Source organism: Mesorhizobium sp. M7A.F.Ca.MR.245.00.0.0 (assembly GCF_003997415.1).
GTDB lineage: Bacteria > Pseudomonadota > Alphaproteobacteria > Rhizobiales > Rhizobiaceae > Mesorhizobium.
This window is the reverse complement of the sequence record NZ_RZTE01000006.1, coordinates 12,071-28,192: the sequence shown is the minus strand read 5'-3', so window position 1 is coordinate 28,192 and position 16,122 is coordinate 12,071. Positions and strand designations below refer to the sequence as shown.

The 16,122-nt window shown below is 62.6% G+C and carries 13 protein-coding genes; 6 read left to right on the top strand and 7 right to left on the bottom strand.

What is annotated here, in order from left to right:
• Positions 1–2: 2 nt before the first annotated feature.
• From EOB80_RS09350 to EOB80_RS09330, 5 genes are all read right to left on the bottom strand, one after another.
• Positions 3–794 carry a molybdopterin-binding protein gene (locus tag EOB80_RS09350; protein WP_127327437.1) on the bottom strand — a complete coding sequence of 264 codons (792 nt, stop codon included), beginning with the start codon at positions 792–794 and terminating at the stop codon, positions 3–5.
• Between the two features lies 1 nt (position 795).
• Positions 796–1,674, bottom strand: a complete 879-nt coding sequence (locus tag EOB80_RS09345) for a cytochrome b/b6 domain-containing protein (protein WP_127327436.1) — start codon at positions 1,672–1,674, stop codon at positions 796–798.
• 97 nt (positions 1,675–1,771) lie between these two features.
• Positions 1,772–2,449: a DUF1345 domain-containing protein gene (locus tag EOB80_RS09340; RefSeq protein WP_023810520.1), complete on the bottom strand. Its 678-nt coding sequence runs from the start codon at positions 2,447–2,449 to the stop codon at positions 1,772–1,774.
• Between the two features lie 31 nt (positions 2,450–2,480).
• The gene (locus EOB80_RS09335) at positions 2,481–2,951 is read right to left on the bottom strand and encodes a YaiI/YqxD family protein (RefSeq protein ID WP_127327435.1); all 471 of its coding nucleotides are present in this window, start codon (positions 2,949–2,951) and stop codon (positions 2,481–2,483) included.
• 70 nt (positions 2,952–3,021) lie between these two features.
• Positions 3,022–4,149 carry an S-(hydroxymethyl)glutathione dehydrogenase/class III alcohol dehydrogenase gene (locus EOB80_RS09330; protein WP_127270241.1) on the bottom strand — a complete coding sequence of 376 codons (1,128 nt, stop codon included), beginning with the start codon at positions 4,147–4,149 and terminating at the stop codon, positions 3,022–3,024.
• 197 nt (positions 4,150–4,346) lie between these two features.
• Here EOB80_RS09330 and EOB80_RS09325 point away from each other — a divergent pair, with 197 nt between their 5' ends.
• The 3 genes from EOB80_RS09325 (at position 4,347) to EOB80_RS09315 (ending at position 10,823) form a co-directional block, all read left to right on the top strand.
• Positions 4,347–6,317, top strand: a complete 1,971-nt coding sequence (locus tag EOB80_RS09325; RefSeq protein ID WP_127327434.1) for an acetyl/propionyl/methylcrotonyl-CoA carboxylase subunit alpha — start codon at positions 4,347–4,349, stop codon at positions 6,315–6,317.
• A gap of 107 nt (positions 6,318–6,424) precedes the next feature.
• On the top strand, positions 6,425–9,952 hold the full coding sequence (gene dnaE / locus EOB80_RS09320; protein ID WP_127327433.1) for a DNA polymerase III subunit alpha: 3,528 nt from the start codon (positions 6,425–6,427) through the stop codon (positions 9,950–9,952).
• Positions 9,953–10,019: 67 nt separating this feature from the next.
• Entirely contained in the window at positions 10,020–10,823 is an 804-nt protein-coding gene (locus tag EOB80_RS09315) for a potassium channel family protein (RefSeq protein ID WP_127327432.1), read from the top strand.
• Positions 10,824–10,834: 11 nt separating this feature from the next.
• Here EOB80_RS09315 and EOB80_RS09310 read toward each other — a convergent pair whose 3' ends face one another.
• Positions 10,835–11,716 (bottom strand): DMT family transporter, encoded by an 882-nt coding sequence (locus EOB80_RS09310; RefSeq protein ID WP_127327431.1) that lies wholly within the window; start codon positions 11,714–11,716, stop codon positions 10,835–10,837.
• Between the two features lie 197 nt (positions 11,717–11,913).
• Between EOB80_RS09310 and EOB80_RS09305 the strand changes: the two genes are divergently transcribed.
• Positions 11,914–12,420, top strand: coding sequence for a hypothetical protein (locus EOB80_RS09305; protein WP_127327430.1), 507 nt, complete (start codon positions 11,914–11,916; stop codon positions 12,418–12,420).
• On the opposite strand, the gene EOB80_RS09300 is transcribed toward EOB80_RS09305, so the two are convergent.
• Entirely contained in the window at positions 12,417–13,745 is a 1,329-nt protein-coding gene (locus EOB80_RS09300; protein ID WP_127327429.1) for a DNA polymerase IV, read from the bottom strand. The genes EOB80_RS09305 and EOB80_RS09300 overlap by 4 nt on opposite strands.
• A 65-nt stretch (positions 13,746–13,810) precedes the next feature.
• Here EOB80_RS09300 and EOB80_RS09295 point away from each other — a divergent pair, with 65 nt between their 5' ends.
• Both EOB80_RS09295 and EOB80_RS09290 read left to right on the top strand, forming a co-directional pair.
• Positions 13,811–14,386 (top strand): GNAT family N-acetyltransferase, encoded by a 576-nt coding sequence (locus tag EOB80_RS09295; RefSeq protein ID WP_127327428.1) that lies wholly within the window; start codon positions 13,811–13,813, stop codon positions 14,384–14,386.
• A gap of 171 nt (positions 14,387–14,557) precedes the next feature.
• Positions 14,558–16,081, top strand: coding sequence for a hypothetical protein (locus tag EOB80_RS09290; protein ID WP_127327427.1), 1,524 nt, complete (start codon positions 14,558–14,560; stop codon positions 16,079–16,081).
• Positions 16,082–16,122: the final 41 nt, after the last annotated feature.

Genomic DNA, 16,122 nt, shown 5'->3' with positions numbered 1-16,122 from the left:
GATCAGATCCCGCCGTACCAGTCGTAGCCATTGTCTTCCCAATAGCCGCCGCGACCGCCGCCGACAGTGGCGAAGCCGTCGACCAGCTCGATCTTGTAGAGATATTTCGGCATCTTGTAGCCGAGTTGGCGCTCGACGCGAACCCGCAGCGGAGCGCCGTTCTCGACCGGCAGCGGCTTGCCGTTCAGGCCATAGGCGAGGATCGTCTGTGGGTGGCGGGCATCGACCAGGTCGATGCTGCCGTAATATTTGATGTCGCCCGACAGGCTGCGGTCGATCGTGTCGAGGCAATGGAACATGACGTAACGCGCCTGCGGTTTGACCATCGCCTGGTCCAGCACCAGCGACAGCGGCGTGCCGGTCCATTTGGCGATGCAGCTCCAGCCTTCGACGCAGTCATGGCGGGTGATCTGGGTGCGGCTCGGCATATTCTGGAGTTGCTCGCGGCTGAGCGATAGCGGCTTCTCGACAAGGCCTGAAACCTCCAGTCGCCAGTCGGCAAAGTTGTTGGCGAGCAAGCCCTTGTAGACATCGTCATCGGGAGCGGTGACACCATTCGGCCGCTGCGGCTGGCGGATGTCGGCCTCGGTGAATTCCGGGGCCAGCGCGTCACTTCCGGCAAGCAGCCGCTGTGCGCGATAGGTCAGGCCATTGGCGTTTTCGAGGAAACTGCGCAGGCCGCTGCCAACACCTAGCTGACTGTCGAAGGCGTCGCAGCCCGACAGCATGATGCCGGAGACGCCAAGACTGGCACCGGTCAGGAATTTGCGGCGGCTGATCTGGAATTTTGCCATGTCAGGCACTCCTCTCGGCTGTATCGTCCTGTGCGGGAGGATCTGTCCGATACCAGCCGGTGATGATCGAGCGCAGTTCGTTGATCGGGCCGGCGGCCAGGATCATCAGGATATGGACGACGAAGAAGGCGACCAATAGCACCATGACGGTGAAATGGATGGTGCGTGCCGTCTGCCGGCCACCGAGCAGATCGTTGAGGAACGGCAGCACCGAATTCATGCTCGGCGACATGGCCAGACCGGTGATGATCATCAGCGGCAACAGCACGAACAGCACCCCGCCATAGGCCATCTTCTGCAGCGTGTTGTATTCGCGCGTGTGGTGGAATTTGAGCTTGGCGTGGTCGACGATGTCTTGCGGCAATCGTTTCAAATCGTCGAGGCGTGGCGCGAGATCGCGCCGCAGATGGCCGTTCACGGTGCTGGCGACAAACCAGACGATCAACGTCGTGGTCAGTATCCAGGCAAAGAAGAAATGGATGACGCGCGCGGTGCCGAGATCATAGTAGGATGGGATGGTCGCCCAGGACGGGAAGGCGCGGGACGTCTCCTGGCCGGCCGGACCCGACCAGCCGAGCACGCCAGTGGTGTCGAAGCGATGCCCGAAGATTTCCATGTAGCCGCGCGGACCCGCATCGGAATTCTCGGCGCCGATGGCGAAGATGGTGTTGTTGTATTCGAAGCCCGATTCTTTGCCGATATAGAGCTGCGGACGGGCATTGAAGATCTGCAGGCCTGACAGCAGCATGAAGAACAAGGAGATGGCCCAGAGCCAATGCGTCAGCCGCGTCCAGCGCGACTGCCGGTAGATCAGCGTTTTGTCGTTCGACGCAGAAGCGCCTGGATCGGCGGCGGATTGGCTTCTGGCAACGGATTCCATCGTCTTTCGTCTCCCGGCCTCGCGGCATGGCCTGCGCGTTCATTGTCCTCCTGATACGTCGCGATCCAAACCGATGTTTCATCCGATCACGGATTTATTACGGACCGCCCAGGCTGACGGCGAGATTGACGGCGGCGGCGACGATGACCGTGTTGAAGAAAAACGACAGGATGGAATGGACAAGCACGACACGACGCATATGCGTGGTCGAGATGTTGGTATCGGCGGTCTGTGCCGTCATGCCGATCACCGTCGAGAAGTACAGGAAATCCCAGCCCTCCGGCCGTTTGTCACCCGGGAACAGCAGTCCGCCGACAGGGATTTTCTTCCTGGTCTCGGCATCCACAGCATCGCCGTCCATCCAGTAGACATGAGCATAATGGAGCGCTGCCATGGCATGAATGGTGAACCAGCCGAGCGGGATCGACAGCAGCGCGAAGGTGAGCTCGACGGGATGGCTTCTGTCCTTCTGATTGATCAGTAGGAACAATGAGATAACGGCAACGCCGACGACGACAAGCGTCACAGCGAAGATGACCAGCACCGGCTGGTCCGTGGCACGCGCATTCCTGCTCAGATACCTGCCGGTGAACTTCGGCATCTGGGCGACGACGAGAATGACATAGGCGGCAAAGAACGCGTTGGCGCCGATCGAATAGGCGAGCGGGGCGTGCAGCAGCAACGCCACGAGAAGCGCAAAAACGCCAACGCAGGCCGACACAGCGAACAACATGTGGCGCTGAATGGGAGACTTCACCGGGGTTTCGGCAGCCATGTCGGTTCCAACCTTGGATGGCGCTCGGTTTCTAGTCTGGTGGGGCGGATTTGAGCGCCCGCCGCAAGATGCGGTCGAGTTCGCCGAGAAACCGCGACCGGTCTTGCGGCGCGAAGCTGGCATTGTAGCCCTTGCTTTCGCCGGTCTCGCGCAGATGCTGCTTCAGGTCACGCATCGCCACCGCCATGCCGATCGTTTCCGGCGTGAAGGGGCGCCCCGTTGGCCCAAGCACATGGGCGCCGAGTGCCACCGCGCGGGCGGCCAGCGGAATGTCGGCGGTGATCACAATGTCGTTGGTGCGTGCATTGTCCACGATCCAGTCGTCGGCGGCATCAGCGCCCTTGGAGACCACCACATTGCGGACCATCGGATCGCGCGATGGCCGCAGGCCGCCATTGGAGACGTAGGTGACAACGACGCCATGCCGGTCGGCCACTTTTTCGACCTCGGCCTTGACCGGGCAGGCGTCTGCATCGACGAGAATGGCGGGGAGTTCGCTCATGTTTCTTTTCTCCTCCCACTTGTGAACCACAGAGGTCGCGGGCCGATTGGGCGGCGGCCTGGTATCTTCCTCAGTAAACCACGACGCTTCTGATCGATTTGCCCTCATGCATGAGATCGAAACCCTTGTTGATGTCCTCGAGCTTCAGCGTGTGAGTGATCATCGGGTCGATCTGGATCTTGCCGTCCATGTACCAGTCGACGATCTTGGGCACGTCGGTGCGGCCGCGCGCGCCACCGAAGGCGGTTCCCATCCAGGTGCGGCCGGTGACCAGCTGGAACGGCCGCGTCGAGATCTCCTGGCCGGCACCGGCGACGCCGATGACGACCGACTTGCCCCAGCCGCGATGCGAGGCTTCCAGCGCCTGGCGCATCACCTTGGTGCTGCCGGTGCAGTCGAATGTGTAGTCGGCGCCGCCGATCTGGTCGGCGCCACGCTTGGTCATGTTGACGAGGTGGGGCACGACATCGCCGTCGATCTCCTTCGGATTGACGAAATGCGTCATGCCGAAGCGCTCGCCCCACTCCTTCTTGTCGTTGTTCAAATCGACGCCGATGATCATGTCGGCGCCGGCAAGTTTCAGGCCTTGGATCACGTTGAGGCCGATTCCGCCGAGGCCGAAGACGACGGCGGTGGCGCCGATCTCGACCTTGGCGGTGTTGATCACAGCACCGATGCCGGTGGTGACGCCGCAGCCGATGTAGCAGATCTTGTCGAAGGGCGCGTCGGGGTTGACCTTGGCCAGCGCGATCTCGGGCAGCACGGTGAAGTTGGAGAAGGTCGAGCAGCCCATATAGTGAAAGATCTTGTCCTTGCCGATCGAGAAGCGCGATGAACCATCGGGCATCAGGCCCTGGCCCTGGGTGGCGCGGATGGCCGTGCACAGATTGGTTTTTCGCGACAGGCAGGAATGGCACTGGCGGCATTCGGGCGTGTAGAGCGGGATGACGTGATCGCCCTTCTTGAGCGAGGTGACGCCCTTGCCGATATCGACGACGACGCCGGCGCCCTCATGGCCGAGGATGGCCGGAAACAGACCTTCCGGATCGGCGCCCGACAGCGTGAATTCGTCGGTGTGGCAGATGCCTGTCGCCTTGATCTCGACCAGAACCTCGCCCTCACGTGGGCCGTCGAGATCGACCTCCATGATCTCCAGCGGCTTTCCGGCGGCGACAGCGACAGCGGCGCGGGTTTTCATCAGACGTCCTCCAATGCGAGTTTTTTCCAAGGTTTCAGGTTTTGCCGACACGATCAACTGGCAGCTGGCTCCCTGACTGGGCCACAGCGATGAATTGGAATCGCAAGTCGATTGAAAGGCAGTGAATTGCATGGTCGGCTTGACCCTGCAAGCACAGGCCATAAAAGGAACGGCCGACCCGAGGGATGACATTTCGCATGTTCACCAAGATCCTGATCGCCAATCGCGGCGAAATTGCCTGCCGCGTCATCAAGACGGCGCGCAAGATGGGCATCGCCACGGTTGCCGTCTATTCCGATGCCGATCGCGATGCCGTGCATGTCGAGATGGCCGACGAGGCGGTGCATATCGGGCCTTCGCCAGCCGCGCTGAGCTATCTCGTCCCGGAAAAGATCATCGCCGCCTGCAAGGAAACGGGCGCCCAGGCCGTGCACCCCGGCTACGGATTCCTGTCCGAGCGGGCGGCCTTCTGCGAAGCGCTGGAAGTGGAAGGCATCATTTTCATCGGCCCGAAGCCCAAGGCCATCAAAGCGATGGGCGACAAGATCGAATCGAAGAAGTTCGCCAACGCCGCCAAAGTTTCCACCGTGCCCGGCTGGCTCGGCGTCATCGAGAATGCCGACCATGCCGAAAAGATCGCCGGCGAAATCGGCTACCCCGTGATGATCAAGGCTTCGGCCGGCGGTGGCGGCAAGGGCATGCGCATCGCCTGGAGCGAGGCCGAAGTGCGCGACGGCTTCGACCGCGCGCGCTCGGAAGCCAAGAGTTCGTTCGGCGACGATCGTGTCTTCATTGAGAAATTCGTCGTCGATCCGCGCCATATCGAAATCCAGGTGCTGGCCGACGCGCATGGCAACGCGCTCTATCTCGGCGAGCGCGAATGCTCGATCCAGCGACGCAACCAGAAGGTCGCCGAAGAGGCGCCGTCGCCGTTCCTGGATGCCGAGACGCGCAAGGCTATGGGTGAGCAGTCGGTGGCGCTGGCCAAGGCCGTCGACTACCAGAGCGCCGGCACGGTCGAATTCATCGTCGACAAGGACAAGAACTTCTATTTCCTTGAAATGAATACACGATTGCAGGTCGAGCATCCGGTGACGGAGCTCGTCACAGGCATCGATCTGGTCGAGCAGATGATCCGCGTCGCCGCCGGCGAAAAGCTTGCCATCAAACAAAGCGATGTCAAACTGAACGGCTGGGCAGTGGAAAGCCGGCTCTATGCCGAAGACCCCTACCGCAACTTCTTGCCGTCGATCGGCCGGCTGACACGCTACCAGCCGCCTGAGGAAGGACAATTCGGCGATGTCATCATCCGCAACGACACCGGCGTCACCGAGGGCTCCGAAATCTCGATGTTCTACGATCCGATGCTCGCCAAGCTGTGCACCTGGGCTCCGACGCGTCTGGAGGCCATCGATGCCATGTCGGAAGCGCTCGACAGCTTCGTCGTCGACGGTATCGAGCACAACATTCCGTTCCTGGCTGCCTTGATGCAGCATCCGCGTTGGCGGGAAGGGCGGATATCGACCGCTTTCATATCGGAGGAATATCCCGACGGCTTCACGCCGGTCGTGCCGAACGATGACGAGAAGGCCGTGCTGGCCTCGATCGCGACCGCGGTGGAACTGCTGCGGCGTGATCGGCTTGACCGGCTGGGCGGGCGCCTGGCGCCGCATTCGGGGGCGCTGAAGCGCGACTGGGTGGTGAAGATCGGCGATGACTATCTGTCGGCCTCGATTATCGAGGGCGGCAGGGCGTTGACCGTTGCATCAGACTGGCGGCCGGGCGACCTGATCTGGCGCGGCACGGTCGGCAAGCGCAAGGTAACGGCTCAGGTCAGGCCGGTTGCCAACGGCTTTCGCATAGCCTGGAAAGGCATGTCGGTGATCGCGCGCGCCATGCTGCCGCGCACCGCCGAGCTGGAAAGGCTGATGCCCGAAAAGGTAGCGCCGGACACGTCGAACCTGCTGCTTTGCCCGATGCCTGGCCTTGTCGTGTCGATTGCCGTTGCCGAAGGCCAGGAGGTTAAGGCCGGCGAGACATTGGCGGTGGTCGAAGCGATGAAGATGGAAAACGTGCTGCGTGCTGAACGCGACCTTGTCGTCTCCAAACTCAACGCCAAACCGGGCGACAGCCTGGCTGTCGACGCTGTGATCATGGAGTTTGCTTAGGGCTAGCCGGGCAGGCAGCCTGTGATCAGCAGTGGTTTGTGCTGGACTGGCATCGCGCGGTCCCGGACAATACATCCCCATCGACTCAAGGACCTTCACACAGCACCATGGCCGACGAAAGACTTCCCCGCGATCCCCTGAACCGCGAAGCAGCGATTGCTGCGGCGCGGCCGGAGGCCCCGGCGCGGCCCTTCGTCCATTTGCGGGTGCATTCGGCCTATTCGCTGCTGGAAGGCGCCTTGCAGATCGGCAAGGTGGTCGCTCACGCGGTAAAGGACGAAGCCCCGGCCATCGCCGTCACCGACACCAACAATCTGTTCGGCGCACTGGAATTCGCGCAGAAGGCGGTGAAGGACGGCATCCAGCCAATCATCGGCTGCCAGACGGCGCTCGCCTTTTCCGGCGAAAACAGCGATGGCCAGCGCGACCGCAGGCGGCAGGGCCCGGATATGCGGCCGGTCGTCCTGCTCGCCGCGACCGAAGCCGGCTATTCCAACCTGGTCAGGTTGGTCAGCCGCGTCTACCTCGAAACGCCGCCAGGCGAAGCCGTGCACCTGACCACCGAAATGATGGAAGGCTATTGTGACGGATTGATCTGCCTCAGCGGTGGGCCGCGCGGACCGATCGGCACCGCGCTCAAGGAAGATCGCCGCGATCTGGCCGAAGCCCGGCTTTTAACCCTCAAGGCAATGTTCGGCGACCGGCTCTATGTCGAGTTGGACCGGGTTTCCGGTTATGATCGCGTGATCGAGAAATCCTCGATCGATCTGGCCTACGCCCATGAACTGCCCCTGGTCGCCACCAACGAGGCGTTCTTTTCCTCTCGTGACGACTATGACGCACATGACGCGCTGATCGCCATCGCCGAAGGATCGGTCGTCGCCGCCGATAATCGTCGCCGGCTGTCGCCGGACAATTTCCTGCGCAGCCAGGCCGATATGGCCAGGCTCTTTGCCGATCTGCCGGAAGCAATCGACAACACTGTCGAGATCGCGCTGCGCTGCTCCTATTATCCCAAAAACCGCAATCCGATCCTGCCGCGCTTCACCGGCGGCGATGTCGCCGACAATGACGCCGCAGTGCAGGCGGAAGCCGACGAACTGGCCCGCCAGGCGCATGAGGGGCTCGACGCGCGCCTCGCCATGCATGGCCCAACCGCCGGCTATACGGTCGAGCAATACCGCGAGCGGTTGAACTTCGAGCTTGGCATCATCACCAAGATGAAGTTTCCGGGCTACTTCCTGATCGTTGCCGACTTCATCAAATGGGCCAAGGCGCAGGGCATTCCGGTCGGGCCGGGCCGCGGTTCGGGCGCAGGCTCGCTGGTCGCCTATTCGACGACCATCACCGACATCGACCCGTTGCGCTTCTCGCTTCTGTTCGAGCGCTTCCTCAATCCCGACCGCGTCTCGATGCCCGACTTCGACATCGACTTCTGCCAGGATCGGCGCGAGGAGGTCATCCGCTACGTCCAGCAGAAATACGGCCGCGACCAGGTCGGCCAGATCATCACCTTCGGTACGCTGCAGGCGCGCGCCGTGCTGCGCGACGTCGGCCGCGTCCTGCAAATGCCCTATGGCCAGGTCGACAAGCTCTCCAAGATGGTGCCGCAGAATCCGGCCAACCCGGTCAAGCTCGCCGACGCCATCGCCAACGAGCCGCGCTTTGCCGAAGAGGCCGAGAGGGAGCCGATCGTCCAGACGCTGCTCGACATGGCGCAGAAGCTGGAGGGCCTTTACCGCCACGCCTCGACCCATGCCGCCGGCATCGTCATCGGCGACCGGCCGTTGTCGGAACTGGTGCCGATGTACCGCGATCCGCGCTCGGACATGCCCGTCACCCAGTTCAACATGAAATATGTTGAGCAGGCCGGGCTGGTGAAGTTCGACTTCCTCGGCCTGAAGACGCTGACCGTGCTGGAGACGGCGGTCAAGCTGATCCGCCGGCGCGGCATCGAGATCGACCTGGCAACGATCCCGCTCGACGATCCCGAGACCTACGCCATGCTGTCGCGCGGCGAAGTGGTCGGCGTGTTCCAGGTGGAAAGCGCCGGCATGCGCAAGGCGCTGATCGGCATGCGGCCCGACTGCATCGAGGACATCATCGCGCTGGTTGCGCTCTACCGCCCCGGTCCGATGGAGAACATTCCGACCTACAACGCCAGAAAGCATGGCGAGGAGGAGATGGCGTCGATCCATCCCAAGATCGACCATCTGGTGAAGGAGACGCAAGGCGTCATCGTCTACCAGGAACAGGTGATGCAGATCGCGCAGGAGCTGTCCGGCTACTCGCTCGGCGAAGCCGATCTGCTGCGCCGCGCCATGGGCAAGAAGATTCGCGCCGAGATGGACAAGCAGCGCGAGCGCTTCGTCTCCGGCGCGGTCGAGCGTGGCGTCGGCAAGCCGCAAGCCGACTTCATTTTCGACCTGCTGGCCAAGTTCGCCGACTATGGTTTCAACAAATCGCACGCCGCCGCCTATGCGGTGGTTTCGTACCAGACCGCCTATCTCAAGGCGCATTATCCGGTCGAGTTCCTGGCGGCGTCGATGACGCTCGACATGGGCAACACCGACAAGCTGGCCGATTTCCGCCAGGACGCGCTGCGCCTTGGCATCGAGGTTCTGGCACCTTCGGTGACATCGAGCTTTCGCCCCTTCGAGGTCGGTGAGAACCGCATCTACTATTCGCTGGCAGCGCTCAAGGGCGTCGGCGATGCGGCGGTCGAGCACATCGTTGCCCAGCGTGGCGAAAAGCCGTTCAAAAACCTCGCTGATTTCTGCGAGCGGGTCGATCCCAAGATCGTCGGCAAGCGCGTCTTCGAAAGCCTGATCATGGCCGGCGCGCTCGATTGCTTCGGCCACGACCGCGCATCGATGATGGCGGGCGTGGAACGCATGATGGGACTGGCGTCGCTGGCGCAGCAGAACGCGGTTTCCGGCCAGCACGACATCTTCGGCGCTTCGCTCGGCGCCCAGTCGCAGGCACTCAATCTGCCGGCGACGGAGCCATGGCTCGCCGCCGACCGGCTGCACCGTGAATTCCAGGTGGTCGGCTTCTATCTCTCGGCGCACCCGCTCGACGAGTACAAGGCAGCCCTGCAGAAGATGCGGGTTCAGACGTGGGCCGAGTTTTCGGCGGCCGTCAAACGCGGTGCCGCCGCCGGCCGTCTGGCTGGCACGGTGACGTCCAAGCAGGAGCGCAAGACGCGCACCGGCAACAAGATGGGCGTTATCGCCTTTTCCGACACATCCGGCCAGTACGAAGCCGTGCTGTTTTCCGAAGGACTGGCGCAATATCGCGATCTGCTCGAGGCCGGCCGCTCCGTGGTCATCACCGTTGCCGCCGAGGACAGGCCGGAAGGCGTCAATCTGCGCATCAACTCGGTGCAGTCGCTGGAGGACGAGGCAAGCCGTATCCAGAAGGCACTTCGCATCTTCGTGCGCAACGCCTCGCCGATCAACACGCTGGCCGGCCAACTGACCGTCAGGGGCGAAGGCCAGGTCAGCTTCGTGCTGATCAAGGACGAAGGCGAGGGCGAAATCGAGATCGAGCTGCCGAACCGCTACCGGATTTCGCCGCAGATCGCTTCGGCGATGCGCGCGGTGCCGGGTGTGGTCGAAGTGGAGCTGGTGTGACCCCCGCTCTTTCTCGCGCGCGGCGGTCAGCCGGGCGGTCGCTGCCGCGAACGCCAGCGCAGTCAGTATGAAGCCGGCGCAGAGGAACGGGTCGCAGGCGGTTTCAGCCTTGGCGCGGCTGCGTGACAGGCTGCGCAGGCTCTATCATGGGCGCACGCCGGCCGCTTTCCGGTTCCAACTGGTGGCCGTCGTCATCGACCTCGCCATCATCGCCTTCTTCATCGCGACGCCGGTTCTTCAGGACAAGCCGTCCTTCCTCTGGCTCGACTATTCGGCGGCCGCGCTTGTCGCCGCGGATCTGGTCGCCCGGCTGCTTGCCTCCAAAAACATGCTGCGGCTGATGAAGCAGCCGACGTCGTGGGTCGATGTCTTCATCCTTTTGACGCTGCTGATGCCGACGGCGTTTGCCAATCTCGCCTTCCTGCGCATCCTGCGGCTGTGGTCGCTGTCGCGCAGCGGTTCGCTCTGGCGGCATCTGGAGATGCGCGGCCTGAGGCCGTGGCGCGAGGCCAGCCACGCGGTCATCAACCTTTTGACCTTCCTGTTCGTCATCACCGGCTTCGTCTACACGTTCTTCTTCCGCACTGGCGCCGGTCTGGAAAACTATGTCGACGCGCTTTATTTCACCGTCGCCACGGTGACGACGACCGGCTTCGGCGACATCGTGCTGCCGGGCATAGCCGGCAAGCTGACCGCAATCGTCACCATGATCATCGGCATATCGCTGTTTGTCAGACTGGCTCAGGCGATCTTCCGGCCAGCCAAGGTTTTGTTTCCCTGTCCGCAGTGCGGCTTGCGGCGGCACGAGCCGGACGCCCTGCATTGCAAAGCCTGCGGTCATCTTCTCAACATACCCGACGAAGGGAACTGACGGCCGGCGTACTACGACGCCGCCACTTCGGCCGGCTTTATAGCCCTGCGCTGAAGATTGAGCAGATTGCCCATCAGGATCAGCAGCGCGCCGCCGGCGGTGAAGGCATCGATCTGCTCGCTATAGAGCAGCCAGCCAATCAGCGCCGATAGCGGCACGCGCAGAAAATCCATCGGCGAGACGATGGTCGCATCGGCATAGCCAGGCGCGCGGGCCATGCAGAAATGCGACGACATGCCGGTGAAAGCGATCAGCACGATCCACGGCCATAGCTCCAGTGGCGGATTGCGCCACGTATAGAGCGCCGGGATGAGACCGACCATCGACTGGATAATCAGCATCCAGCAGATGATGCGCACGACGCTGTCCGTCCGGGTCAGCGATTTGATCGTGACCACCGAGATGCCGAAGCAGGCCGCGGCACCCAGCACGACGAGATGTCCAGGGTCGACCGAGCCGACACCGGGGCGCACGATGATCACCACGCCGATCAGCCCCAGCCCGATCGCTGCCAGCTTGGGCCGGTTCAGCCTTTCGCCCAGAAAAATCACCGCCAGGATAGCTGTCCAGATCGGCGTGGTAAATTCGATCGAGATCAGCACCGCCAGCGGGATCAAAGTGAGGGCGTAGAGCCAGGCCGCCTGGCCCGTGTAATGGATGACGTTGCGGGCGATATGGGCAATGGGGCGCTGCGTGCGCATGGCTCGAAAACCGCCACTCATCATCACCAGCGGCAGAAGAATGAAGAAGCCGATCACAGAGCGCAACTCAAGCACCTGGAAGACGTTGAGCTCCGCTGTCGTGGCTCGGCCGGCGACCGTCATCCCAAGGAAGGAAGCGATCGACAGTGCCATCCAGAACGCGGCCTTGGGGATCGAGGGGGTGGGTGCCATTCGCGCTATGTCGCAGGCGCGGGCTTCTGCCGCAATCGCTACACAAGGCATTCTTCTGGGCCAGTCGCGACTGGCTGGATGTTGTAAAACAGTCGTGTGGCGGGCGGAACCTGAAACGGCAAGTGGCGTTGAGTTCCGGTGGTCAGCCGTGCTCGCGGACCGTCCCGCCTTTTTCAAGATCGACAAGGAGAGCTTCAATGAGATCCTTCGCGCAATTCGCGCTTGCCGGCGGCTTATTGGTTGCGGCAGGTGCGGCACATGCCGACGAGGCCCAATTTCTCCAGGCGTTCAAGGGCAATTTCGCCGGCAAGGGTATCGTCAAGGTCACCACCGATGCGCCGACCGTGAACGTGTCCTGCACGTTCAGCTCGAACGCGACATCGACCTCCCTGTCGCTCGACGGCAATTGCCGGGGACTTGTCGTGGTCGCGCGCGCCATCAGCGCGGACCTGAAGGCCAGCGGTGCCAAATACAGCGGCACCTATGTCGGCTCTCGCACGGGACCGGCGCAGCTTAACGGCAGCCGTTCGGGCAACGCGATCAACCTGGGCATTCGCTGGGCCAAGGAGGTCAATGGCGACCGAAGGGCGCAGATGAAGGTCGAGAAACGCGGCGAGAACGGCATGCGGCTGACCGTCATCGACACCGACCCGAAAACCGGCAAGAGCGTGGTGACGAGCAGGATTGATCTGCAGCGCACCTAATCCTCGAGCGGCTCCGGCGGATGGGTGTCGCGGCCCTTGCCGAATGTGTAGCCGGTTTCCACCGCCTTGCGGCCGAACTTGTCGCGCAGGGCGTCGATGGCGCCTTCGGCCATGGCACGCTTGCGCGATTGGATGTCGACCAGATCGGGCGGGTCGGCTTTGTCGTCGTCCGAGAGGTCGCTGACGCCGATGCCAAGCAGCCGATACTTCGTGCCGTCGGTTTCCTTGCGCAGAAGCTCCACCCCGGTCTGAAAGATGCGGTCGGCGAGCCGGGTCGGATCGCCGAGCTGGCGATTGCGCGTGCGCAGCTTGAAATCCTGGGTCTTCAGCTTCAGCACCACGGTGCGCCCGGCAATGCCTGACTTTTTCAGCCGTGCCGAGACCTTTTCCGAAAGGCCCCTGAGAACCGCGACCAGTTCCTCCAGCGACGCGATGTCGGTGTCGAAGGTGGTTTCGGCCGATACGCTCTTGGCATCCTGGTCGGGATCGACGCGGCGGACGTCCTCGCCGCGCGAAAGGTGGTAGAGCCGGTCGCCCATCGTGCCGTAGCGGCGCATCAGGTCGCCGCGATCCATCTGCTGCAACTGGCCGATAGTGCGGATGCCGTCACGCTCCAGCGTGGCGTTGAATGCCTTTCCGACACCCCAGATCATGGTCACCGGCTGCGCCGAGAGGAAGCCGACTGCCTCGGCCTCGCCGATGACCGAGAAACCGCGCGGCTTGCGAAAGTCAGACGCAATCTTGGCGAGGAACTTGCAATAGGACAGGCCGGCCGAAACGGTGATGCCGATCTCCTTCTCGACGGCCTGCGCGAAGCGCGCCAGCACCACAGCGGGCGGCAGGCCGTGCAGCCGTTCGGTGCCGGCGAGGTCGAGAAACGCCTCGTCGATCGACAGCGGCTCGACCAGCGGTGTCAGCGCTTGCATCATGGCGCGCACTTCGCGGCCGACGCGCACGTATTTTTCCATGTTGGGGCTGATGACCACCGCCTCCGGGCAGGCTTCGAGCGCCTTGAACATCGGCATGGCCGAGCGCACGCCTTGGATGCGGGCGATATAGCATGCGGTGGAGACCACGCCGCGCTTGCCGCCGCCGATGATCAGCGGCTTGTCCTTGAGCGCCGGATTGTCGCGCTTTTCGATCGCCGCATAGAAGGCGTCGCAATCGATATGGGCCAGATGCAGCCGGTAAAGCTCTGGATGGCGCGCAAGCCGCGGGCTGCCGCAGCGCTCGCAGCGGCGCGCCTGGCTGCGCTGAAACGTCAGGCAGTCGCGGCAAAAACCGTGATCGGGATTGTTGACAGGGGCCGCCATCGCTGCGAACATAAAGAGAACAGATGCAATGGTACGACAGTGCAAGGCCAGCGACAAGGCTGGCCTGGGGAGAACGCATGAGCACGACCATAGCGCCACTTGCACCCGAGCTTTGGGCTGAATTCGAGGACCTCTTCGGCAAGCAAGGCGCCTGCTACGGCTGTTGGTGCACGCATTTCCGGCTGGCGCCGGCGGTGCGGCGCGAGAGCAGCCGGGAACGCAACAAGGACCACATCAAGGCGCGTATCGAGGCCGGCCCGCCGCCCGGACTGCTGGCATTCGAGGACGGTCAGGCGGTCGGCTGGATGCAGATCGGACCGCGCGCCGACGTGCCCGAATGGAACAATCAGGGCAGGGGCTCGGCACCGGTCGATCCTGCCGACGCCGCGGATCCGGGCGTCTGGGCGATCTCCTGCTTCTTCATCCGCGCCAAGGCGCGCGGCAGGGGCATCACGCATCGCCTCGTCGAAGGCGGCATCGATTTCGCCCGCCAGAATGGAGCCCGGCTGCTCGAGGCGTGCCCGATGGACCTGTCTCGCGATTCGCGCTCGATCGGCCTGTTCGTCGGCTCGTCGCGGATCTTCGAGAAGGCGGGTTTCGAGCGGCTGGTGGAACGCAAGGCCGGCCGCCCGCTGATGCGGCTGGTGCTTTGATGAGGTCCGCTCGTGGCTTGTTGATCTCACCTTGCGGTTGCAGCAGTAATTTCATACCAGACGGACGTCCCTTCTAAAGCGCATGCGCTTTGGGGTTTTGTTTATGCATGTCGTTCTCCCAAACCAGGACCCACTTTGGGCGACATGCATTAGGTCAAACGGAGAATTCGCGTGAACCGTGCCCTGCCATTCGTTTTCCTCCTTGCGTTGAGCGCGCCTGCGTTCGGTCAGACCGTCGACAGTCAGGGTGCGAAGCAATTATCCGACGACTTGTCCCGCTATGTCGGCAAGCAGGCCATCGACAAAGGCATTTTGAAGGTTTCGCTTGAAGGTGGCGCCTACAGGATCCTGTTCGATTTCAAGGCACTTGCGGCATCGTTTCCGGACCAGAAACTGCTGAAGTTCGACTTCGCGCCCTATGCCCTGATGGTCAAGCCGCGCAGCGACGGGTCCTGGGATGTCTCCATGGATTTCTCCCAAACCGCCTCCTTCGAGTTCAATGGACCCGAGGGGCTGCAAAGCACTCAGTTTTCGATCAAGGACGGCAAGGGTTCGGGCGTCTACGATCCAAATCTGGCGGCCTTTACCAGCGGCACCAGCTCGATGGCCGGCATGACGATGGCATCGAAGGATGCCAAGCAGCGCATGGAAGCCAGCACGGGCGCCGGCGTCGCGACCGTTGCCGCGACCAAGTCGGCGACCGGGGGCGTCGATTTCACAACCTCGCAAAAGGTGTCGAGTTTTGTCGAAGCGATCAATTTCGATGACCCCGAGAGCGGGCTGAAATTCCCGGTCACCGTCAGGTCGCCTGAACTGTCGGTCGAAGCCAGCGGCAAGGGCGTGCGGACCAAGCCATTGCTCGATCTCCTGGCCTTTGCGGTGGCCAACGAGGACGAGGCGACGCTGAAGGCCAACCAGGCGCAGCTCAAATCGCTTCTGCTCGCCGCCTTGCCGCTTTGGCAGCGTATCGACGGGACCTACGGTTTCAAGGATTTTGCGGTGGAAAGCCCGGTCGGCAATTTCGGCGCCACCCAGCTCAGCACCGTGTTCGGCACCGATGGCGTCGCCCAGAACGGCACGATCACGTACGGCATCAAGGCATCGGGGCTGACCGTGCCGACCCAGCTTCTGCCGAGCTGGAGCGTGGGGTTGTTGCCCACCGATGTCGATTTGAACTTTGGCGGCGCCAATATCGATCTCGACAGCATGGCGAAGAAGGCGATCGAAGCCTTTGATCTCAATAAGAATCCCCCTCTGTCGGCCGAATTCGGCGAGCAGCTTAAAGTCGACTTCTTGGCCAAGATGCCGAAGGTCGTGCTTGGCCACAGCACCGTGAAGAACAAGGACACGGAGATCGCGCTGGAAGGCGAGATGACATTCCCAGGCGAAAAGCCCGAAGGAAGCGTAACCGTCGATGTCGCCGGCTTCGACAAGCTTGTCGAAGGCCTGCAGGAAGCGGCAAAGTCGGAACCGGAGGTTGGCCAATACGTGCCAGTCGCTCTCATGGCGAAGGGCTTTGGCAAGACGCTGCCCGATGGCCGGCTGGAATGGATCGTCAATGCCAAGGCCGATGGCTCGGTCACCGTCAATGGCGTCATGCTGAAGCCCGCCGATCCGGCCGTGGACGACAGCATGGATGATGGTGACGGCGCCGATGACAGCGGAGACGACAGCGGCGGCGCAGGTGCGAACTGAACCCTGAAGCTGGAGTTCAGAGCCCCAGCGCGCTTGTGATC